A 23,370-nucleotide genomic window follows, 5' to 3' on the forward strand; every position below is an offset into this window, starting at 1 on the left:
AATAAAGTGATCCTATTTCAATAACATATAAATCCTTTTCAGGAAATTACTGCGTATCCACAATTTAAACTGTGGTTACAGATTCAAAATGTGTACTAAGCAAATGGCTATAAAAATAATAAGAGAACAGCAGGTACTTGATCTTTTAAATGCTAAATGATATAACCATGCACCTGCTGTTTTTTGTTTAATGATAAATTACTTGGTTTTAGGCCAACAAGGTCTTGATTCTATTGTTCCATTTTTGAATAGATTGAAATTCACCACTTAATTGAAAATGCGTTTCAGCATTGTAAAATTCCAGCACCTTGTTGCTCTCATTTACATCTATTGGAAAAAATATTAGGTTTAACCGTTCCGTTATCTTTTCCTTCTTATGATTGTTACGGCCAATATTTGCAATTTCACATGTTAGGATATTGCTTAAATCAATGTATTGTTCTTGAATTATTTCGTTTGTAATTGAAGTAAAAAACACAAACTTGTTCTTTTGATCAATACCTATGGCATAATGGCCAAATAGCTCATATTCTTCTACAATTGCATTATGCTTCTTTGCAACATTTTGTAAGGTTGTATATAATTTTCTTTCCTTTATTTTTCTATTTCTATTGGTTAGAATAAAAGGTATTGCACAGAGTGCAACAGATGTAATGCCAATTACGGCAACTCCTATTTCCATATTGGTAATTTTTAAAATTGATAAGACTGCTATGTATATAAAGCAATTGATTTGCTTTATATTAAGGATATAGCCAACATAATCGTATATGTGGCAGGGGAACGGACTTACCAGAAATTATGAAAAGGAAATATAAGATTAGACTTTCTGTGTCTGATCAGTAGGGTAGTAAAGTAATTGTTGTACTGCTTAAAACTAGAATAAAAGAAAAGTTCTTGGTTACTGTTTAGCAGGCTAAAATACGATAGCGATAGTTTAAAATCTATGGTAATACTTTCGGTGCTATCGGAAAATGTTATCTGGGGCTGTTGTGCATGCGGGGACAGGGCCCTTGAGGAGGCCTTTAAAATTTGGTTTTGACCTTCATTCTGGACTACATGGATTTCGTTAACGGTGGAAGCATTGTCCGCTGCGTTAAACAACCCAAAACTAAACGTTAAGAGAAGTGTAAAAACCTTAAGTAATTGACCCACTTTTTTCATGTTATGCGACAAAATTTTGGTCGAGAATTTGATTCACTTCTTTCAAACTATCTTCATTATCCAACAACAATACCAAGATATCGTTTGCCTTAATAACGGTAGCGCCTCCGGGACGTACAAATTTATTATCCCTTTTGATCATTACAATAAATGCGGACCTTGGGAAATGCAGATCAATAATTCGTTTATCGACCGCAAAACTATTTTCAGGAATAGTCACCTCTTCCATTTCGGACTTGGGGAGGTTTAAAATATACCGATCATTCTCTGTAATTGGCTTCACTTCATCTGGCAAGGCCACATGCAACCATTTTGCGAATATAGAAAGTGTGGTTCCTTGTATAAGAACAGAGGTTACGGAAATAAAGAATACGATGTTAAAAATCATATTTGCTTTATCTATACCGGCCAATAATGGGTAAGTGGCGAACACAATGGGTACGGCACCGCGTAGACCTACCCAAGAAATATAAAACCGTCTACGCATTCTCATCTTAAAAAACATTAAGCTTAGAAATACACTTACGGGGCGCGCCACAACGATCAAGAATACGGAAATAAGGATTCCAAGTCCCATATACGGGATGATTTCTGAGGGAAATACCAAAAGTCCTAATGTAAGGAACAATACAATTTGCATTAGCCAAGCCAAACCATCGAACATTTTTATAATGGTAGACTTATGGATCAAATCTTGATTGCCCAGATACACTGCACAAATATAGATGGCAAGGAAACCATTACCACCAACGGCGTCCGTGGCAGAAAAGGTAATGAACATTAGCGCTATGACCAACACGGGATACAGACCTTCAAACCCAAGTTTAATCTTGTTGATGATAATCTCGCTCAATTTCCCAAATGCAAATCCGCCAATTCCACCCAAAACCATTTGCTGTAGGAACAAGGGTATAATAGAGAACACACTTAAATCTTGATTGATGACCAAGGTCAAGAAAGCAAGCGTGAGTACATAGGCCATTGGATCATTACTACCGCTTTCCAACTCCAAGGTGGGCCGTAAGTTGTTTTTAAGGGCTAAATTTTTTGACCTCAATATAGAGAATACCGCCGCCGCATCTGTTGATGAGACTATAGAGCCAAGCAACATACTTTCATAGATGGTGAAATCCGTAATATAGTACACAAAGGTACCTAGGGTAACCGCGGTAAGCAATACCCCAAGGGTAGAAAGTACCAAGCCTTCCTTTAAAATAGGTTTAACCGCTTTCCAGTGGGTATCCAGGCCACCACTAAATAGGATAAAATTAAGCGATACAATTCCTATGAACTGTGCAAGTTGTGGATCATTGAACCTAATGCCGCCAATACCGTCCGATCCTGCCAACATACCTATGGCCAAGAATAGAATAAGGGTAGGCACACCAAACTTATACGAGGTTTTCCCGACTATAATGCTAATAAATAGCAATAAGGAGCCCACCAGTAATATGTTTTCTATGGTTAAATTCATGCGTTCAAAGTGCCAATTTTACACCTGCAAATTTACTGTATTGATTGTATTAAGCTATGTATTGTACGGTTTTGTTTATATAATTTTTGACATCGAATTATGGAGTGGTACTAATTGTGCTTTTTATAGTTTTCCACGAGTTGAAGTACGTTATAATACGCTGCATATTGTGCTTTGATTTTGGCATTACTACGTCGACTGGGGCTATAGTTGCCATTGGTAATAGTTACTTTCTGCACGGGAAAATTTAATTGATGGGCCAGTAGACATAATAAAAAATCCAATCCCCATTTCATATCATAGGAGACTACAATGGGCAGTTGCAAAAGTTGTTCAATGACACTTTTTGTGAATAGTACCGTTCCTGAAGAAACAGGGTTGTAATTTTTAATTTTTAAACCTTCCATTAGATAGACCCTCATTTTTTCTTGCTCCGAAATTTCCAGTGGTGATAGTTGGCTTTGATCTGCAACAAAGCGTTCACCTATAAGAATTTGTATTTTGCTGGATCTGTTTTGCTCAATGAACTCCAAGAACATTGAAATGGCCAATTTATGGGGTACATCGGTATCCATATCACATTTTAGAATATAATGTGGTCCTAGGGACAGCGCGGTTTGCAATAATCTTTTGGTTGAGGTTACGATTCCCATATTGCTTTCATTACTCAAAATTGTGATATCTACCGGATTGTTTTTGGCAATTTATTTTAAAATAGCCAGGGAACTATCCGTACTGCAATCGTCCAAGACCAAGATTTGAAAAGAAAAGGCAGGGTATTCAAGAAGATGTGAAGTAATTTGTCTTAACGTATGTTCTATATGAAACTCCTCATTATAGCAAGGGATGACAAGGGTTATGGAAATTGGTTCAGGTAATTGTATTGGTTGATCGTGGTTCATAAATTAAAAAAGATGGCAAATTTGACCCATAACAATAAAGACCTTAAATTAAGGTAAAACAGATAAAATATAGGTACAATAAAGAGAAAGCTATAATAGGTGCAATGGTGTCATTTAAAAATGTCAATCTGACATTTTTGAAAAAAGAAAATTTGACATCACTTCTGATAATTTGACAGAATTTATAATTGAATCATAATCAACTTATGGTATTGTTCTAATTTGGTATTTAATTTGCTTGTATGATAATGAAGTCTATACGATTTCAGATTTGAAATAATGTTTAATTTAAAATTTTGTAGTTATGAGCAATTTAGTAACTGTTCCTAAAAACGGAAGTTTAACAAACACTACTTCAAATGTAAACTTCCCATTATGGTCTAATTGGATCGATGATTTGTTTAACCGGGATTTACCATCGGTATTCACCTCTAATTTTAATACCGGAATAACCTTACCTAAAGTAAACATCAAGGAAACTGCCGATGCCTTTATGGTGGAGATGGCAGTACCGGGTCTTAAAAAATCTGATTTTCATATTGACCTAGATAATCAAGTTTTGTCCATATCTACGGAAACCAAGGAAGATAAGGAAGAAAAAAATTCCAATTATACACGAAGGGAGTTTGGCTATGCTTCTTTTAAAAGATCATTTACTTTACCTGAAACCGTAGATGATGATAAGATCAATGCCAATTACACGGATGGTATTTTAAGTATTCTCTTGCCCAAAAAAGAAGAGGCCAAACAAAAGCCGGCAAGGAATATTAAAATTTCTTAATTACAGTTTAAAGAATGGTATAATAGGAGGCCAATAGGCCTCCTAACTACCAAAATGTTCAATCATTTAAAAGGTAGTATTATGTCAAGAAAGTTTAAACCAGGTGATTGGGTAAAGGTCAAAGGATTGCTCAATTCGCCTAAAATGCAAGTGCTCAAATACGTTTCAAAAAAGAATCCCATCTTTGGCGTTTTATATAATAATAGCTACGTAGAATGTGTATGGTACCAAAATGGTGAACGAAAGTCAGACATTTTCCATCAGTACAAGTTGGTACATGCCATGGATACCGGTGGACTGTTCATAACGGTGCCAATAAAATCAAAAACAACATATTCTAAAATATAGCATGCTGAATTTTTAAGCCATATAAACCACAGTCAAATTTATATAACGGGTACCATTAATTATTAATAGACTTCATATTCTTTTTTGTAGGCCAAGGGCGTACGTTGGGTAATGTTCTTAAACTGTTTATTGAAATTGGATAAGGTAGAAAATCCACTTTCATAGCAAGCCTGGGATACATTCATTTTCTGTTCTATAAGCAGTTTACAGGCATGGCCTATGCGTATTTCGCTCACAAATTCAGAAAATGATTTATTGGCATGAAGTTTAAAATATCTACTAAACGAGGTAGGTGTCATATTGGTCAATTGAGCCAGTTCATCCAATGTCATCCTACGTTTAAAATTATTCATTACAAAAGCATAGACATTGAACATACGTTGGGTATCGGCTTCGCGTAGGGTATTGGTATAACCGGGGCTGGCCAATATACCATATTCCTTGGTTTGGCTAATGAAGTCCAGTATTTTTAATAGATGTAGAATTCCTTCAAAGCCATCTTTGTCCAATAACTCCAGCATTAATTTCTGTAAAATTGTGGCGGTCGTGCCAGTAAATTCCATACCCCTACGACTTTTATGAAACACCTGTCTTAAGCGTATGGCCTCATCGGTCTTCAATAAATTCTCCCCCAAAAAATTTTCATGGAAATAAATTACCACCCCTTTGGACCATGCAATATTTTTTTCCTGTTCATGCACATGCTCACTACGCCACATGTGTGGTAGATTTGGACCTGTAAAGGTAATATCTCCCGCTTTATAGGATTTTACGTTATCACCAATAAACCTGGTGCCACTTCCTTCCAGCACAAGGAACAATTGATATTCAGAATGAAAGTGCCAGTGTGGGTCAAAAACCGGTTCGTTCAACGTTCTAGCCAAATAGGCCTTTGTTTCTGGAATCGGAGATTTTTGAAGAGCAGATTTCATTAAAGTGTTACAAATTGAAAGGTCGTAATTGCATACTAATTTATCAATAAAACTATCATTTATAAAATGAAATGATAAAATACAGTCAGTATGTGGTAAATAAGAGTGATTTTCAAGGTACTATTTTATGTAATATTGAGATAACAAAACAACGCTCATTATGAAAATCAACTACCCGTCGCTCAAAGTACTAATTATACTCTTGTTTTTTGCGGCATGTTCACCCACCGAAAAGAAACAAACGGATGATGCTCCTCGAAGGATAGAACTTTTATTCTTAGGACATGAAATAGAGCACCATAACTCAAGGGAATATTTTCCAATATTGGCTTCGGCGTTGACCAAGGATGGTATTAATATATCGTATACAGAAAAGCCTTCTGACCTAAATACCGAAAATCTTGCAAAATATGACGGACTCATTGTGTATGCCAATCATGAGGAATTGGAAAAAGCAGAGGAGAACGCCCTGCTCAATTTTGTAAAGGAAGGTAATGCGTTTATTCCTATTCATTCCGCTAGCTTCTGTTTTAAAAATTCTCCTGAATACATCAATTTGGTAGGGGCGCAATTCATGAGTCACGATACCGGTACCTTTACTGCGGATATTGTAGATAAGTCACATCCTATCACAAAAAATCTGACCCCTTTTGAAACATGGGACGAAACCTATGTACATGATAAAATTGCAGATGATATTACCGTTTTAATGGAAAGGGTTGAGGAAGACCATCGTGAACCTTGGACATGGGTTAAACGTTTAGGAGAGGGTAAGGTTTTTTATACCGCTTATGGACATGATGAACGAACATGGCAGAACAAAGGATTTCAGGACTTGGTAAAGAACGGAATACTTTGGGCGGTCAATGATCAGGTAAAAAAGAATTGGGAGGGTTTTATGAAAGATATGCCGACCTTAACTTATGAGGAACGCGCAAATATTCCCAATTATGAGAAGAGAGATCCCGCGCCAAAATATCAATTACCGTTGTCGCCAGAAGGATCAAAGAAATTAATTCAGGTTCCTGCCGGTTTCAAAGTTGAACTATTTGCTTCGGAGCCACAGATTATTAATCCAATTGCTATGAACTGGGATGAAAAAGGTAGGCTATGGGTCATTGAAACCGTAGATTATCCCAATACGGTACGTAATGATAATAGTGAAGGTGATGATAAAGTGAAAATTTTGGAGGATACCAACGGAGACGGTAAGGCAGATAAGGTAACCATCTTTGCGGATAAATTGAATATACCTACCAGTTTTACCTTTTATGACGGAGGCATTGTCGTATCGCAAGCTCCACATTTTATTTTTTTAAAGGACACAGATGGTGATGATAAGGCCGATGTAAAAGAGATTCTTATAGACGGTTGGGGTACGTTCGATACCCATGCAGGACCGTCCAATCTACAATATGGTATAGACAATAACCTTTATGGGGTAGTAGGATATTCCGGGTTTGACGGTGAGATTTTTGGAGAGGAATATAAATTCAATCAAAATGTATACAAGTTTCATCCCAAGCGTAAGACGTTTGAAGTATTGACCAATACTAGCAACAATACGTGGGGTTTGGGGCTTACAGAGGATAATTCAATTTTTGCATCCACGGCCAATAATACCCATAGTGTATTTGTAGGGATTCCTAATGCCACCTTGGACCATGTAGAAGGTATTGGAAAAGACGGAAGTGCAAAAATAGACGGCCATTATTTTATGCAGCCTATTACGCCCAACGTAAGGCAAGTAGATGTTTTTGGAGGATTTACGGCAGCTGCTGGCCATCATTTCTATACCGCAAGGGCATATCCAAAGGAATATTGGAACCGTATTGCTTTTGTATGTGAGCCAACCGGTGGTGTGGTGCATCAAGCAAAAATTGTAAGGGATGGCGCAGGATATTTGGAAGAAGATGCAGGAAATCTATTTGCCTCCTCAGATGAGTGGAGTTCACCTGTAGATGCTAAAACCGGCCCTGATGGTGCCGTTTGGATAGCGGATTGGTATAATTTTATTGTACAGCATAACCCCACGCCCAATACGGAAAGGGGTGGTTATGATGCCGAAAATGGAGAGGGAAATGCCTATGTTAATCCGTTACGTGATAAAGGACATGGAAGAATCTGGCGTATTGTACCCAAACATGATTATACCTATGAGGAAATGCAATTATCCAAGGATGACCCAGACGCTCTACTCGAAGCTTTGGGTAGCGATAATCAATTTTGGAGGTTAACGGCACAGCGCCTATTGGTAGAAAGAGGTAAGACAGATGTGTTGAACGATCTATATAAATTGGTAAATACCAAACAAGTAGATGATGAAGGCTTAAGCAATGCGGCAATGCATGCCCTTTGGACTATTGATGGTTTGGATGCCATGGATACCGATAGCAATGCAGTGGGTGTTGTTAAGGGAGCTTTGTACCATAAAGCCTCTGCAGTACGTAAGGCGGCCATTCAGTTATTGCCTAAGAATGATGATAGTGATGATGCATTGTTCAAGGCCAATACTTTAAATGATCGCGATCCCAATGTACAATTGTCCGCCCTTATCTATTTTACATCAAGGCCATCATCACAAAAAGTAGGTTCATTACTACACGATCTTGGAAAAAATGATGAAGTTATCAATGACCTATGGTTGTTTAAAGCGTTATATGCCGCTGCGGCAAAACATGTAAGTGGATATCTAAATGCATTTATGGAAGCAAATCCCGGTTTTAAAGCTCCCGGTAATGAGGTTAGCGATTTTAGTTCGCCAACATATGACGATAGCAACTGGGAGTCTATGGAAATTCCCCAGTATATAGAGGATGCCGGTTTGGACATGGACGGTGTAATTTGGTTTAGAAAAGAAGTAAATGTACCGGGCGCAATGGCAAAAGAGGCCAGTATTCTTTCCCTGGGACCTATTGATGATTCTGATATTACGTACGTTAACGGTGTTGAAGTTGGTGGAATGGCTTCTAGTTATAGTTCCAATAGAACTTATGATATTCCCAAGGGAGTCTTAAGGTCAGGAAAAAACACAATTGCCGTAAGGGTAGAGGATAATGGTGGAGAAGGTGGACTTTATGGTAATTTTTGGCAATTATATATTAAATCAGGTGATGAGTTGATCAGGATTCATGGACAATGGAAATATAAGGTAGAAAAAAATAGTACTGGGCAATTGGCCAAAACATATTCCAACACCGATATCGCCACGCTATTGATGAAGTATTATGGAGAAGGTGCCACAGAATCTTTGGCAGATGAAATAGAGGATGACAATGCTAAAGTCATACAGATGAAAACCATCACCAATGAAATGAAATATGATGTAACTCAATTTAGGGTTAAGGCGGGTGAACAAGTTGCCTTGGTTTTAGAGAATCCTGATTTTATGCAGCATAATCTAGTAATTACCAAACCCGGAAAAAAAGAGGTAGTGGGTACCGCGGCGGATAAGATGGCCGCTGACCCTAATGCGGCACAGTTAAATTATGTACCACAAATGAGTGATGTTCTTTTTGCGACACCATTGTTGAATCCAGATGAAACCTATACCCTAAAGTTCAAAGCTCCTTCTACGCCGGGGGAATATCCTTTCATTTGTACGTTCCCTGGGCATTGGAGAATTATGCAAGGGGTAATGATTGTAGAATAATTGAGGAATAAATATAGCAATGATGAAAAGTAACATAACATTTGGCGTAAGTACTTGGTTGTGGCAGTCACCGTTTACGACCAATTCGATCGCACTTTTTCCCAAGATAAAAAGTATGGGTTTTGATGTGGTGGAAATTCCATTGGAAAACCCTTCGCTTGTAGATGTTGCCCAAGTTAAACAGGCTTTAAGCGATAATGGTTTAACGCCTACCGTATGTATTGTATTTGGGGATGATAAGGATTTGACCGCGGAAGACCCAATTCTCCATGAAAATTGTTTTGAATTTGCCAAAAGATGTTTTGAACAGGCAAAAGCCTTGGAGGTTGATTTTGTGGCAGGTCCATTATATGCAGCCGTAGGTAAGGCCAGGTTGGCAACAGATGAACAACGTAAAATAGAATGGGATAGATCGGTAAAGAATTTAGGAAAGCTTGCATCCCTGGCTCGGGAACATGCATTACAAATTGCATTGGAACCCTTGAACAGGTTTGAGTCCGACCTTATAAATACCGCAGATGAAGTAATGCGCTTAATTGGGGACATCAATGAAGATTGTGTTAAAGTTGCGTTAGATGGTTTTCATATGACCATAGAGGAAAACAACATACGTAAGGCCATAAACTCCGTTGGTGATAAATTGATACATGTACAGGTTTCTGAAAACCATAGGGGAATTCCGGGAACCGGTCTAACTCCTTGGCAAGATTTTGCTGATGGTCTAAAGGATATTGAGTATAACGGCGCAATGGTAATTGAAAGTTTTACACCAGAAATAAAGGAGTTGGCCGCTGCTGTAAATATCTGGAGAAAATTAGCCGATGACCAAGATTCTTTTGCTAAACAAGGATTGGAATTTTTAAAAAGAACGTTTAACGATTAAGAGATCAAAAATGAGTGAAAAGAAGATAAAAGTAGCCATCATAGGACTAGGTTTTGGTGCAGAATTTATTCCTATTTACAAGAAGCACCCTAATGCGGAGCTGGTGGCGGTTTGCCAACGTAATGAAGATAAATTAAATGAAATTGCAGATGCATTTGGTATAGCTAAAAGATATACGTCTTATGAAGAACTACTAAAGGATGATGAAATAGAGGCTGTTCATATAAATACGCCTATACCAAACCATGGGGAACAGTCTATCCAGGCATTAAGGGCGGGCAAGCATGTTGCTTGTACTGTTCCCATGGCTACGACGGTGGATGAATGTAAACAAATAGTGGAGTTAACAGAGCAAACAGGTCTTACCTACATGATGATGGAAACCGTGGTTTATGCGCGTGAGTTTTTATATATGAAGGAGCTATACGATAATGGAGAATTGGGTAAGGTTCAGTTTTTAAAAGCTAGCCACCAACAGGATATGGACGGTTGGCCAAATTACTGGCCTGGTTTACCGCCAATGCATTACGCTACCCATTGTGTTGGCCCGGTGTTAGGTTTGACCAGAGATGAAGCGGAATATGTTTCTTGTTTTGGTTCCGGAACTATACGTGAGGAACTTATAAAGGAATACAATTCGCCATATGCCGTAGAAACTACACATATTAAGTTTAGAAATTCTGATTTAAGTGCCCAGGTATACCGTTCCCTGTTTGATGTAGCCAGACAGTACCGGGAAAGTATAGAAGTCTATGGTTCCAAAAAATCAGTGGAATGGCCTTTAATTGAAGGCAAACCTTTGGTCGTCCATACCGCTAAAAAACCGGAACCGGAAATTCCGGAAGAAGTGGAAAGTCCAGATTTTGCAAAACTGTTACCAAAGGAAATTCAATCATTCACGACAGAAGGAGTATATGATGAAGATGATAATCAGCATTTGTCCTTTACCCAAGGAGCGGGACATGGGGGCTCTCACCCGCATTTGGTACATGCTTTTATAGATGCCTTGCTAAAAGGTACTTCGCCCTATCCAAATGCTAGACAGTCCGCAAATATCACTTGTGTAGGAATACTGTCCCATGAATCTGCCATGAAAGGCGGTGAACTTATAAAATTACCCAGTTTTACGTTTACAAGTTAACAACCAAGCAACCAACCCTAATTACAGTTCGGAGGTCATTTTTGACATTTCGGACTGTAATTTTTTTTGTTTTATATAAAGGAATGCAATTTTAGGCTTGCATTATGATCCAGTTTAAGATTACAGGTTATGAAACAAATACCTATTTTTAGAATTTTGGAAGGGGTACTGCATATTTGGCGTAGTGTTAATTGATCAAGGGTATGGGTAATTTTTTAAAAGTGTTAAAAATAGGGGTAATCATTACCCTGGTCATTGTAATCATTAATCTTTTATTTTCCGACTGGGACACTATTACGTGGTTTGGGGAGCTTCAATTTGCAGGTATAACTTTTCTCTATTCCTTTGTACTGACCTTTGTAAATGCATATTTCAACCAATATATCTCCAAAATATATAGTTGGGAAAAACATACTCAAAAACGATTGTGGTATGGTGCCATAGGTTCTATACTTCTAACTATTTTAGCATTTGCCCTACTAAGATGTTTTATAGAGGTAGTACTTTTTGGAAATGACTTCTCTAAATTTTTAGAGACCGAGAATCTTGGTCATTACTTGGGCATTTTGGTCATTACCCTTATTGTTTCACTCTTTTTGCACGCTTTTTATTTTTATAAGGCTCTACAAGATACCAAGGTAAAGGAACAAAAGATCATAGCAGGTTCTGCCTCTGCAAAGTTCGATGCACTTAAAAATCAATTAGACCCCCATTTTTTGTTCAATAGTTTAAATGTATTGACCAGTTTAATTGAAGAAGATCCCGATCAGGCTCAAAAATTTACCACATCCCTATCCAAGGTCTATAGATATGTATTGGAGCAGAAAAGTAAAAATCTGATTTCGGTAGATGAAGAACTTAAATTTGCCAGAACCTATGTGCGCTTGTTAAAAATGCGTTTTGAGGACAGTATCATTTTTGAAATTCCGGAAAAGGCCTTAAATCCAGAAGCCAAAATTGTTCCTTTATCCCTACAATTATTATTGGAGAATGCCGTAAAGCACAATATTGTAACGTCTGCCAAACCACTTCATATCAAAATTTATGAAGAGGGCAACTATTTGTACGTAAGTAATAATTTGCAGGAAAAACAAGTGGTTAAAAAAAGTAGTGGGGTAGGCCTACAGAATATACGTCAACGATATGCCATTCTTACCAAAGAAGAAATGCAGATTTTTAAAAGCGACCGGGAGTTTAAGGTACGTTTACCTATGTTGACCACTGAAATTGCATTTAAGGAAACACAGGAATCCTTTATAAGTAGTAAACGCTATGAAAAGGCAAAGGAGCGCGTTGAGATGATTAAAGGGTTTTATGGAAACCTTATGGCGTATTGTATAGTGATACCCGTACTTGCCTATATCAATTATAGAACAACAAGTTTTACTTGGGTAATCTTTCCGGCTTTGGGTTGGGGTTTTGGTCTTGTGGGCCATGGTCTTAAAGCCTATGGCTATAATCCGTTCTTTGGTAAGAACTGGGAAGAACGCAAAATAAAACAATATATGGAGGATGAGAACTTTTAGGGTTTCATCATTGCTTAAATACCCATACCCGACCCGTATGATAGCTATACACCTATATAAATAGTACTGGATAATTTTATAATATCTCACATTTTAAGGATGGTTATGTCCTTATCCCTAATCAATTATTTTAAGCTTCATGGTCCGCTTTTAGGGGATTTTACGAGTTAATTTACACGTACCATCATCAAACTTCTATATAGTACGGGCATGGTAATTTGGCTTTTAATATTGTATACGACCACTTTTTACAATTCAGTCATTAAAATTTACAACTGGGTAGTTCTATTTTTTAAAACCTGCACTTTCTACCGAGATTTGAGGTATAGAAAACAAATAATAACCTAAAACAAATTAAGATGGAAACCAATTTAATGAACAGCGAAAACTATAAGTATCAAAAAGCAAAGGAAAAAGTAAATGCCATAAAAGGATTTTACGGAAATCTATTGGCCTACTGTATAGTAATACCCATTTTGGCGTATATAAATTATAGGACTACTGAATTTCCATGGGCTATTTTTCCTGCGCTAGGATGGGGGTTTGGTTTGTTGATGAACGGTCTTTACGCATATGGATATAATCCTTTATTCGGAAAGAAATGGGAGGAGAGAAAGATCAAGGAATATATGAATGAGTTTTAATAAAAAATATAGGCATCATGGACAATACAAAATATAATAAAGCAAAAGAGCGGGTTGTTGAGTTAAAGGAGTTCTATGGCAAGGTATTTTCGGCCTTAGGTACAATAGTAATCGTAGCCGCAATAAATTATTATTTTAATGAATGGCGTTACCCTTGGTTTTTATGGGTGGTATTTGCATTCGCAATTAGCCTTTTTTTAAAGGCGATTAAAATCTTTAACTTTAATCCTTTCTTTGGTAGGGACTGGGAAGAAAGAAAGTTACGCGAATTTATTCAACAGGAAGAAAACGAACAACGATGGAAATAAACGAATTTGAACAAAACGAGAAATTGGCAAGAGCCAAAAAACAGGTTAAGGAGTTAAAAGGATTTTATATTCATTTATTTGTCTACATTTTGGTAAATCTCTTTATAATGAGTTTGACCGTTATGGCCAGAATGAACAGCGGGGAATCTTTCAATGAAGCGTTCTTTAACTTTGGAACTTTTTCTACGCCGTTTTTTTGGGGGATTGGTTTAGCATTTCATGGGGCAAGGGTATATCATTTTAATCCCTTTTTCTCAAAAGATTGGGAGGAAAGGCAAATACGAAAATTTGTAGAACAAGAGCAAAAGGAAGCAGATAAATTTAGATAGGCATGAACAAATTGGAACAACATAGTAAAGAGAAAAGGGCCCTTCTACGTATTGAAAGTATTAAAAAATTTTTCAAACATTGTCGATTGTTCATCACGGCCAACGTATTGATTTTATTTGTGTCAAAAGATATATTTAATTGGTTTGATATAGCGGCTATTACGGACAATGGATTTAAGCAATGGGTTATGTGGAATATTGCAAGTATTCCAATAATTTGGTCAATTGTTCTAACAATTCATGCGCTGGTAGTCTTCAGGATACGTTTAGTTCGTTTTAAGTGGACCAAGCCTGAAATGCTGATTAAGTGGGAACAAAAAATGATACAGGATATTATACAAAAGGAATTATGAAGACCATTATTATTGAGGATGAAAAACCTGCGGCACGCAGACTATCTAGAATGCTGGAAGAACTAGATGTAACCATAGCGACTATGTTACACTCCGTTGACGAGGCCATAGAATGGTTTCAGAACAATGAGCATCCAGATTTAATTTTTTTGGATATCCAGTTATCAGACGGTCTATCCTTTGAAATTTTTGATGTGGTTGAGGTGCATAGTGCAATAATATTCACAACGGCTTTTGATGAATATGCCTTACAGGCGTTTAAATTGAACAGTATAGATTATATCCTTAAACCTATTGATGATGAAGACCTGGAACAGGCGGTAAATAAATACCGTACTCGTTTTAAAACAGCCGTAGAGCCCAATAAAATAGCTTTGGATTTTGAGGACATCAAGAAATTATTGGTAAATCCGTTAGAACGGGAATACAAAAAAAGGTTTACGGCAAAAGTAGGGCAACATTTAAAGATCATCAATGCAGAAGATGTAGAGTGTTTCTTTAGTGAAAATAAAGGGACCTATGCGGCGACCAAGGATGGACGCAATTATTTATTGGATACTACATTAGAACAGTTGGAACCGGAATTGAAACCACAAACCTTTTTTAGGGTAAGTCGCAAATACTTTATAAATGTGGATTATATAAAGGATATCATCTCCTACACCAATTCTAGACTACAGATTAAATTGAACAACAATCCACAATTGGAAATTATAGTAAGTAGGGAAAAGGTAAAAGACTTTAAATTGTGGCTGGAATAACCATAATGGTCAATGCTGTTTTGCTTAATCAGTAAAATCTTCATCATCGATCCTATTTTCGTCAAAGGCAGACGGCAGTAATTTAGGAATTAATTTGATAAATATAGGTAGTAGTATAGCCCCACCGGGCAAAATAAAAATGGCCAATGAGGGTATGCTCTTAAAAATATCCAAGAGTTGGTTTTGTACTTTTCTCTTTTCATCATTACTGAGGTCCCTCACCGTAGATTTGGATAATAAGGAAACCAATTCCGCACTTTGTGAAAGCTCTTTAACCAGACGTTTGCTATTTCTGAGAATTAATTTTTTTACGATCTTACCCATACTGTCGTAAAATTGATGGGCCAGATTTTTCTCCTTCAAATAATGAATAGTATGCATATTAAGCTTAAAAAAAGCGGTAACATGGGTAATGGATTCCAAGATAATAGCATTGGCAAGTCCCAAATCCTTTCCTATTCCAAAAATAAAATCAGACTCCGTATAATCTAAGGAGTGGTCTTCCCAAACGGTCAAACAGGCCATATCCAGAAAATATCTATTTTCCCATATATCCTTATTGTTAAGCAATCGATCTCTATAAGACCCATCAAAGGTATGACTGGCACATTCTATATAGGTTAATGATGAAGCCAGTAATTGGGATAATTTGTTATCCTTTCGTTTAGCCTCCTTGGAACTTAAAGCATGGTACGTAATGTTAATGGCCAAATATTCAATTTCTTCGGCTTTTGACTTTAAATTAACGGCATGGTTTAAATAATGTTTAAAAAGCAATACATCAATAAACAGTAAGGAGTTGGTAATAAGGTTATTGAATGTTTTGCTGAAAATGTTGTCCTCTATATATATACGGGAGGCCATGAGTTTTTCCAACTTTGAGGAAGTTTTGTTTCCTGTAAGCAATTTATCGAAAAAACCTACTTTGTTAATTTTAAGAATTTGATAAAATTTAAAGACCTCGGTAATAAAAACAGTATAATCTGTGGAGTGCGCTTCTATCTTATAGGTAAAATATAGGGCATTCAATAAATTTATCTTTGCCTTTTCATCTTCCGATAAGGTATGTTCCGGTCGTATGAAATGGGGTATGTCCGCATTTAGTCCATACACAAATCCATTTTTTCTCAAAGCGGAATATAGGGTATCAAAATTTGGATATGCGTTTTGGTTCTTTTGAACGACCGAGCCATATTTTTCAATCCAGCCAGAGGCAGACGGGTTCATACTTTCACTGTTTTAATGCGCAAAGTTAGCCAAATATTATAAGGTTGGTTAAGTAATGTATATTATCTAAAGTCTTATAAAAAAGGGTATTTATAATTGTTGTATTCTGAATTTTAGTGAATTATATAGGATATTTTAATTTTTTTTTGAAAAAAAATGAACCTTCAATTTAATGTCTCGTAAGTAAGGGTGATTCTAATCTAAAAATAAGATAATGAAAAAATCAAAATTATTTATGGGACTTGGGGCTTTGGCCTTAGTTGGGGGCCTTTTAGTTGCGGCAGATCATATTGATGCGCCCGGGGTAACCAACACAACGGCAGACATTGCCGATTTTTATGCGTTTGAACCTACAGAAGGTTCGGACAATACCGTTTTTGCGGTAGACTTACAAACCAATGTGCTGCCAGATTTGGCCTATGGTACATTTGATGAAAACGTATTGATGGAAATCAATATAGACAGAACCGGTGATCTTGTAGAAGATTTGGTCATTCAGGCCATTCCACGAAACGGTAAAATGTACTTTTTTGGACCCGTTGCACCTAGCGAAACCGGATTGAACGGTACCGTTATGGTAGATTCCCCTTTAGGTTCGGTAGATATTTCGGCTGAAACTGCAATTGTAGAAACTACGGCAGACGGGGTATCATTATTTGCAGGCCCTAGGCAAGATGCATTTTTCTTTGATTTTTTTCAGTTTAACGAAGTAATTGGTGGTACGGCTCCCTTAGGGTTTAAACCGGCTGGAGACCCCAATACAACAGACGATGATGATGAAACCGCAGTAGATACTTTTGATGGTGCAAACACAATGTCCATTGTCATTGAAATACCAAATAGTATGTTAGGCGAAACAACCGCTGTTAATGTATTACAACTACCTGTTTACAAAACTTGGGTAACTACCAATGTTAAACAATAATAACCTTATAAAAAGTAATAAAATGAAATTTAAAAATATAAAATATACGTTTTTGTCGCTTTGTGCAATGATGGCTTTGGCTTCTTGTAACAATGATGATGATAATACACCGGTTGTAGATACTGCAACCTGTAATGATGGTATTATGAACGGTGATGAGACCGGCGTGGATTGCGGCGGTTCAACCTGTGAACCTTGTGAAGATGCTATGGAGCCTATGGAACCGGATTTCTCTGGGACCTACGCACAGGCAGATTTTATGGGTAGACCAGGTATCAATACGGTATTAAGTGCAGATGAGGCCACGAAGGAAATGCATAACGTTTCTATCCCTTCTGAAATGGAAGCAACGTTTCAAGCTGCATTTGAAGCAAGATTGGAAGCATACCATGATGTTTATGCCAACATTTTAGGAGCTGACCCAGAAGCGGTAAATTTTGAGCCTAATATTTTAGGTGATATTTTGAACGGACCTACAGATGATGGATATACCAATAACCCGGTTACGGCTACGGTTTTGACAACTGTATTGGCCAACGATGTATTGGAAGTAGCACCAAATTTGCCAACAACATATTTTAACGGAGGTAGTGGTGCTCCAAATTATGAAGGTGCAGTAGGACTAACCGGAAGAACCCCTCAAGATGATGTAATCGATGTTTCATTGATCTTATTGTTCGGTGGTGGTGACGGTGCTAGATTTAGTGGACAGGATACCAATGATGACGGTATGGCAGATTTACCAAGGTTAACTTCAGACGGTGTTGGGCTTACCGCAACTGTAGGTACTACCTTCCCATATTTGGGAGCTCCAGAATAAAAAGTTGCCTTCCCCTTATCGTAATAGCTATGATAAGAAAGGCACAACCCTAATTGCTTATGAAAAAGAAGGGCGGGGGAGTTGAAAAGCTCCCCTTTTTTTAAACAATCCAAAATAAAACACAACCTAATGAAATTTGTAAGGCTTTTAATAATAATGATATTGATATCCTCCTGTAGTTCCAAAGAGAATAATGGGAGTATAGCACAACAAGCGGATTATAATAACTATTTAGAAGTAGAGGAATTGAGCACTTCATCTAAATATTTTGATTTATGGAACTCTAAAATTAGGCCAGATAGTATGCAGCTTACCAGTTTTGGTATAGTAGGCGGTGAATACAGCAGATACTTTCAACAGACTGGGAATATCCAATACTTGAAAAAGGCAGAGCAAAGTCTTAAAAGGGCCGTAGAGATTGCGGCAATTGGTAAGGCCGGTTATTACAGGGCTTTGGCAAGAAATTTTATTTCACAGCACCGTTTTAAGGAAGCTTTACAATTAACGGATTCGGCCATGGCGATAAATGGAAGTAAAGTAGAGGGACAACGCCTTTATTTTGATATCCATATGGAGTTGGGCAATTATACGCTAGCGGAAAAGTATTTGGATAGTATAAGGAATATGTCAGATTTTGGATATATGATTCGTCTTGCCAAATGGAACGATTATAAGGGAGATTTGGATACGACCATAAAATTTATGGAATTGGCAGGAAAAAAAGCGGAGTCGGCTAAAAACAGTGAACTTATGCTGTGGAGTTATACCAACTTGGCGGATTATTACGGACATGCAGGGCGAATAAAGGATTCATATGACCATTATCTAAAAGCGTTGGCCATTGATAAACATAATGCCTATGCCAAAAAAGGTATTGCCTGGATTCTTTTTTCTAATGATAACAATCCTAAGGAAGCCATTAGAATTTTGGATTCCGTGACCGAGACATACCGTGCTCCGGACTACTTTTTACTAAAAGCGGAAATAGCGGATTATATGGGTAACGACTTGGTTCGTACAAAAAATTTAGATCGCTATTTTACCTTGGTTCAGGACCCGGCCTATGGTGACATGTACAATGCATACAATTTAGGATTGTACTTGGACGAAACCAAACAATACGACAAAGCGCTCAATTTGGCTAATCGTGAAGTAATGAACAGACCTACGCCAGAGGCATATAGCTGGCTGGCATTTAGCCATTTAAGAAAGGGTGATAAAGAAAAGGCTATGGAATTAATGGATACCCATGTTTATGGAAAAACCTTTGAGCCCGCTTTATTGTATCAGGCGGCAGAAGTATATAAAGCCAATGGTATCTATGACAAGGTCAAGGAACTTAAAGGAGAATTAATAGGGGCGTTATATGAACTAGGGCCCCATATGGAAAAGCAGATCCAAGATTTGTAATTAATTGCCCAATTATTTTCATTTCTGGTTTGTTTTAGGTTGGATTGTTTTTTTTCAGGGCCGTGGTTTATCCGCGGCTCTGTTATTTTTTAGGTATTTCGTCGAAAAATTAACAGATTTTAAGATTTGTATGGATGAAATGCATATATTTATCGACCAAATACATTTAAAATGCCCCAGCATCTTAAATACGTTAACTAAATGTTGTCACTAAAACTAGTAATGTTATGGAATACCTACTCTTCACATTATGGATTAGCTTAATGATTTTATTGGTTGGAAAAACAATTTTCGCGTATAGATCTCTTCAAAAAACGCTTAATAAAACCAATAATTCTATTTAATCAATTTTCTTAAAAGTACCGGTAGCAGGAGTAAATCCAGTATTAAGGCCGTTACCAGGGTTACACTTATGATCAATCCTATTGTTCTACTGGGTTGGTGAATTGAGAATAACATGACCATAAATCCAAAGAACAGGATAATGGTGGTGATGACCAATGCCCTACCGGTCTGTACAAAGGTTTTTTCCAGCGCGGCCTCTTTGCTTAGCCCTTGGGTAATTCCTAGTTTGTATTTTCCCAAGAAATGAATGGTATCATCTACCGCTATGCCAAATACAATTGCAAAAACCACGGATAATGATGCCTCTAGCGGTATATTTAAAAAGCCAAGTACACTACCGGCAAATAAAATTGGAAGAATATTGGGCACAAGTGATATCAGGAAAATTTTAATGTCCCTGAAAATAAATGCCATGATCACCCCAATTAAAAGAAGACCGTACAACAGTCCTTCCAATAAATTTTTTCTAATGTATTTTGAATTTTTATCCAGTAAGATGCTTTTGCCTGTAATCTTTACCGTAACGATAGAAGTATCCATCTGGGTTGTGGCAAAATCAGTAATACTTTTATAAACTACGCTAAGGCTGTCCGTTCCTACGTCTTGCAACTTTCCGTTGATACGGGCCACGGTTTCATCTTCAGAGATAAACTGTCTCAATTGTTTGCGTACTAAGCGATTGGCATCTTTTTTATATTTTTCAAAAGTAGATTTGTCTGGTGGGAGTTTAAAATAATCAACGTTGTTCAGATGGTAGGCCTTATTGATGATTTTATAGGGCAAGTTTGCAGATTGTACGTTGCCAATGCTTTTAAGGGTTTTTAAATGGATCAATAATTTTTCAACTTCTTGCGCAACCTCAAAATCGGTCACTTTGAACTTTGGCTTGCTGGTTACTGCAATTTCCAGTGGTCTAAAACCTGCATAATTTTCTTGGAAAAAATCAAAATCTGCAGCAATCTTACTTCTTGCCGGTAAGGCTTGCTTAAATTCATAATCGGTTTTTATGAGATAAATTCCTAGAAAGCAGAGTAGTGTAAAAACTACGGTCCCAAAAATTATACTTTTAGGATATTCCCTAGTAAATGTATTTAGGCGCAATAAATAGGTTGTCCATTTTGTAGATACACTTTTGCCCCCAATCAGTTTTTTTTCCGGTAGACTGATCAATAATGAACCGGTCAGGAAAATGACCGTAAAATAGGCAACTAAAACACCAATTGCGGCATTGATTCCAAAGTCTTGGATACTGACCAATCTAGAAGATAAAAGAGTTACAAAACCTATAGCAGTGGTTACCGAGGTCAATAAGGTAGTCATACCTACTTCCTTTAACGAAGATAGTATAGCGGTATAGCGCGGTAAGCCGTTTTGAAGTTTTCGTATATAACTATCCGTAAGATGAATAACATCTGACGTACCAACAATGAGCATTAGCACAGGATAAAATACGGCCATGGCATTTAGTTCTTTCCCCAAAACTGCTAATAGTCCCATGAACAGTAACAATGAAAGGGCTATGGAAAATACGGAAATCCAGACAACGGGCATACTACGATAAACCAATAGTAGGATTATAAAAACAAGGATAGAGGCAACAATGGTGGTGGTTAGTACCTCTGTTTTCTGCATATCCACTATGGCCTCGTAAAAAAACGCCCTTCCCAAAATATGGTAGGAATTTAAATGATGCCTTTTTAAGGAGGCACGTACACTGTCCAATAACACACCGGACTGTTTATAATCCAAATTATCCTCGGTTTTTAAGGCCAGTACAATTGATGATCTATGTGCATCTATGAGTACATTGGTAAATAAGGAATCTTCCTGAATTTTGCGCCAGTCTTTTTCATATTGTAAAGTATCATCAATATGTATAATGGGTAGGGTAGTATAACCAAACGATGTTTTTAGCGGGTAGGATAGGGTGGTCAAGGAACTACTCTCCAACACATGTTCAAAACCCTTACTTTCACGGGAAAAGGAATTAAAATTGGTTAGAAATTCCTGTTGAAAGATATTGGGACTGTTTTTTACAGCTATAAGCAAGAAGTTGTCATCTGTACCAAATTTCTCTACATAATCATCATAAAACGCCAAGTCCGGATCCTCTTCGGGAAAGAACTGACTAAAATCAAAGGAGAATTTTAAATTGCCCAATTGAGTGGCGGATACTGTGCCCAACAATACAAATACCCCTATACATATTTTTTTGAGTAGACCTAGGTTGACCTTCATATAACGAAGTGAGGTGAAAATTATAATTCCTGTGCAAATTTACCATTCTAGTTAGTATTTACTGCATTAAGAGCATTAATAGCAACTATTATGTTGTTATTTTACCCATATGCAAAAAAATATAGCAAGAATACTTTTTGTGTTGTTTACAGGTGGGTGTTGCCTTTTACATGGACAATCACAGCAAGTGGATAAGGACACTATAAAAAACTTAAGATTAAATGTCTTGCCCGTAGTATTCTATACACCGGAAACCGGTTTGGGATATGGGGCATTGGGTCTATCCACATTTAGGTTAAAGGGTGAAAAAACAACTACGCGACCCTCTTCCGTACAACTGGGCATTACCTTTACCTCTAAAAAACAGTTTTTAATGTTCATGCCATATGAATTTTATTTGGATGAGGAACGTTGGAGGTTTAAGGGAGAGCTGGGCTATTATAAATATTTCTATAATTATTACGGTTTGGGAATGGATTCCATAGAGGAGGACAAAGAACTGTATACTGCAGATTTTCCTAGGTTTCGCCTAGCTGCATATAGGGAATTGTTTCAAGGATTCTCTGTTGGTTTGGGCTATGAATTTGATGGATATAATGTATTGGAGCCAGAACCTAATGGACTTCTTGATGCAACAGCGGATATTATAGGAAAGGATGGGGGAACAATATCCAATATTGGATTGTTGGCCCTTTACGATACACGTGATAATATATTTCACCCTACAAAAGGTTGGTATATAGAGGGGGTCTTTTACAATAGTGCCCCATGGCTGGGATCTGATTTCACCTATCGGAAATTTGAGCTGGATACCCGCTATTATCAGCGAATAAAAGGTGATATCATTTTAGCTTCCAACTTATTTTTTGGTACCCGTAGTAATGGTACGCCATTTCAGGATTTAAATTATTTGGGAACTAAGAGAACAAGGGGATTTGATAACAGGCGTTATCTTGATAAGAATGAAATTAGTTTGGCAACGGAATTGCGTTTTCCTATTTATAGAAGATTTAAAGGAGCTGTATTTGGTGCTACTGGAACTGTAATACCATCGTTGAGCCAGGCCATTAATACCTCCTACAAAAGTGCATTTGGTGGTGGGTTCAGATATATAGTCAACAAAAAGGAAGGTACAAGATTACGGGTAGACTATGGAATCTCCAGTGAAGGAGGTCAATTTTATTTTACCATAAACGAGGCATTTTAA

At 37.2% G+C, this 23,370-nt stretch carries 23 protein-coding genes; 15 read left to right on the forward strand and 8 right to left on the reverse strand.

All coding sequences use genetic code 11. The annotated features are described in order from the left end of the window. Positions 1-208: 208 nt before the first annotated feature. The 5 genes from CHB68_RS06395 to CHB68_RS06415 all read right to left on the reverse strand — a co-directional run bounded on the left by CHB68_RS06395 (position 209) and on the right by CHB68_RS06415 (position 3,540). Positions 209-682, reverse strand: coding sequence for a hypothetical protein (locus CHB68_RS06395; protein ID WP_089260035.1), 474 nt, complete (start codon positions 680-682; stop codon positions 209-211). A gap of 107 nt (positions 683-789) precedes the next feature. After that, complete coding sequence (locus CHB68_RS06400) at positions 790-1,164, reverse strand: hypothetical protein (RefSeq protein ID WP_089260036.1); 375 nt, start codon at positions 1,162-1,164, stop codon at positions 790-792. Position 1,165: 1 nt separating this feature from the next. Next, positions 1,166-2,638, reverse strand: a complete 1,473-nt coding sequence (locus tag CHB68_RS06405) for a potassium/proton antiporter (RefSeq protein WP_089260037.1) — start codon at positions 2,636-2,638, stop codon at positions 1,166-1,168. A 110-nt stretch (positions 2,639-2,748) separates the two neighbouring features. Further along, entirely contained in the window at positions 2,749-3,309 is a 561-nt protein-coding gene (locus CHB68_RS06410; protein WP_143815176.1) for a hypothetical protein, read from the reverse strand. 33 nt (positions 3,310-3,342) lie between these two features. Continuing rightward, positions 3,343-3,540, reverse strand: a complete 198-nt coding sequence (locus CHB68_RS06415; protein ID WP_089260039.1) for a glycosyltransferase — start codon at positions 3,538-3,540, stop codon at positions 3,343-3,345. Positions 3,541-3,844: 304 nt separating this feature from the next. Here CHB68_RS06415 and CHB68_RS06420 point away from each other — a divergent pair, with 304 nt between their 5' ends. Both CHB68_RS06420 and CHB68_RS06425 read left to right on the forward strand, forming a co-directional pair. Then, entirely contained in the window at positions 3,845-4,321 is a 477-nt protein-coding gene (locus CHB68_RS06420) for an Hsp20/alpha crystallin family protein (protein ID WP_089260040.1), read from the forward strand. 81 nt (positions 4,322-4,402) lie between these two features. Beyond that, the gene (locus tag CHB68_RS06425) at positions 4,403-4,669 is read left to right on the forward strand and encodes a hypothetical protein (protein WP_179213157.1); all 267 of its coding nucleotides are present in this window, start codon (positions 4,403-4,405) and stop codon (positions 4,667-4,669) included. 62 nt (positions 4,670-4,731) lie between these two features. Here CHB68_RS06425 and CHB68_RS06430 read toward each other — a convergent pair whose 3' ends face one another. Next, the gene (locus CHB68_RS06430) at positions 4,732-5,601 is read right to left on the reverse strand and encodes an AraC family transcriptional regulator (RefSeq protein ID WP_089260041.1); all 870 of its coding nucleotides are present in this window, start codon (positions 5,599-5,601) and stop codon (positions 4,732-4,734) included. A gap of 160 nt (positions 5,602-5,761) precedes the next feature. Between CHB68_RS06430 and CHB68_RS06435 the strand changes: the two genes are divergently transcribed. The 9 genes from CHB68_RS06435 (at position 5,762) to CHB68_RS06475 (ending at position 15,198) form a co-directional block, all read left to right on the forward strand. Next, entirely contained in the window at positions 5,762-9,253 is a 3,492-nt protein-coding gene (locus CHB68_RS06435) for a PVC-type heme-binding CxxCH protein (RefSeq protein ID WP_089260042.1), read from the forward strand. Positions 9,254-9,272: 19 nt separating this feature from the next. Next, a complete protein-coding gene (locus CHB68_RS06440) occupies positions 9,273-10,136 on the forward strand; it encodes a sugar phosphate isomerase/epimerase family protein (protein WP_218822488.1) in 864 nt (287 codons plus the stop codon). A 10-nt stretch (positions 10,137-10,146) separates the two neighbouring features. Beyond that, positions 10,147-11,277, forward strand: coding sequence for a Gfo/Idh/MocA family protein (locus tag CHB68_RS06445; RefSeq protein WP_089260044.1), 1,131 nt, complete (start codon positions 10,147-10,149; stop codon positions 11,275-11,277). Positions 11,278-11,480: 203 nt separating this feature from the next. Further along, a complete protein-coding gene (locus CHB68_RS06450) occupies positions 11,481-12,803 on the forward strand; it encodes a 2TM domain-containing protein (protein ID WP_089260045.1) in 1,323 nt (440 codons plus the stop codon). 359 nt (positions 12,804-13,162) lie between these two features. Further along, positions 13,163-13,447, forward strand: coding sequence for a 2TM domain-containing protein (locus tag CHB68_RS06455; RefSeq protein ID WP_089260046.1), 285 nt, complete (start codon positions 13,163-13,165; stop codon positions 13,445-13,447). Between the two features lie 17 nt (positions 13,448-13,464). Then, the gene (locus CHB68_RS06460) at positions 13,465-13,755 is read left to right on the forward strand and encodes a 2TM domain-containing protein (RefSeq protein WP_089260047.1); all 291 of its coding nucleotides are present in this window, start codon (positions 13,465-13,467) and stop codon (positions 13,753-13,755) included. After that, a complete protein-coding gene (locus CHB68_RS06465; protein ID WP_089260048.1) occupies positions 13,746-14,084 on the forward strand; it encodes a 2TM domain-containing protein in 339 nt (112 codons plus the stop codon). The genes CHB68_RS06460 and CHB68_RS06465 overlap by 10 nt, the downstream gene beginning before the upstream one ends. A 2-nt stretch (positions 14,085-14,086) precedes the next feature. Then, the gene (locus CHB68_RS06470) at positions 14,087-14,437 is read left to right on the forward strand and encodes a 2TM domain-containing protein (RefSeq protein ID WP_089260049.1); all 351 of its coding nucleotides are present in this window, start codon (positions 14,087-14,089) and stop codon (positions 14,435-14,437) included. After that, complete coding sequence (locus CHB68_RS06475) at positions 14,434-15,198, forward strand: LytR/AlgR family response regulator transcription factor (protein WP_089260050.1); 765 nt, start codon at positions 14,434-14,436, stop codon at positions 15,196-15,198. The genes CHB68_RS06470 and CHB68_RS06475 overlap by 4 nt, the downstream gene beginning before the upstream one ends. A 24-nt stretch (positions 15,199-15,222) precedes the next feature. Here CHB68_RS06475 and CHB68_RS06480 read toward each other — a convergent pair whose 3' ends face one another. Then, the gene (locus tag CHB68_RS06480) at positions 15,223-16,425 is read right to left on the reverse strand and encodes an LETM1-related biofilm-associated protein (protein WP_089260051.1); all 1,203 of its coding nucleotides are present in this window, start codon (positions 16,423-16,425) and stop codon (positions 15,223-15,225) included. Positions 16,426-16,639: 214 nt separating this feature from the next. On the opposite strand from CHB68_RS06480, the gene CHB68_RS06485 reads away from it, so the two are divergent. From CHB68_RS06485 to CHB68_RS06495, 3 genes are all read left to right on the forward strand, one after another. Continuing rightward, positions 16,640-17,350 carry a DUF4331 family protein gene (locus tag CHB68_RS06485; protein ID WP_089260052.1) on the forward strand — a complete coding sequence of 237 codons (711 nt, stop codon included), beginning with the start codon at positions 16,640-16,642 and terminating at the stop codon, positions 17,348-17,350. Between the two features lie 22 nt (positions 17,351-17,372). After that, entirely contained in the window at positions 17,373-18,170 is a 798-nt protein-coding gene (locus tag CHB68_RS06490; protein ID WP_089260586.1) for a DUF4331 family protein, read from the forward strand. Positions 18,171-18,299: 129 nt separating this feature from the next. Beyond that, positions 18,300-19,580, forward strand: a complete 1,281-nt coding sequence (locus CHB68_RS06495) for a tetratricopeptide repeat protein (protein ID WP_089260053.1) — start codon at positions 18,300-18,302, stop codon at positions 19,578-19,580. Positions 19,581-19,916: 336 nt separating this feature from the next. Here CHB68_RS06495 and CHB68_RS06500 read toward each other — a convergent pair whose 3' ends face one another. Further along, a complete protein-coding gene (locus CHB68_RS06500; RefSeq protein ID WP_089260054.1) occupies positions 19,917-22,163 on the reverse strand; it encodes an efflux RND transporter permease subunit in 2,247 nt (748 codons plus the stop codon). Positions 22,164-22,272: 109 nt separating this feature from the next. On the opposite strand from CHB68_RS06500, the gene CHB68_RS06505 reads away from it, so the two are divergent. Then, a complete protein-coding gene (locus CHB68_RS06505) occupies positions 22,273-23,370 on the forward strand; it encodes a BamA/TamA family outer membrane protein (RefSeq protein WP_089260055.1) in 1,098 nt (365 codons plus the stop codon).

The organism is Maribacter sedimenticola, assembly GCF_900188415.1.
GTDB lineage: Bacteria > Bacteroidota > Bacteroidia > Flavobacteriales > Flavobacteriaceae > Maribacter > Maribacter sedimenticola.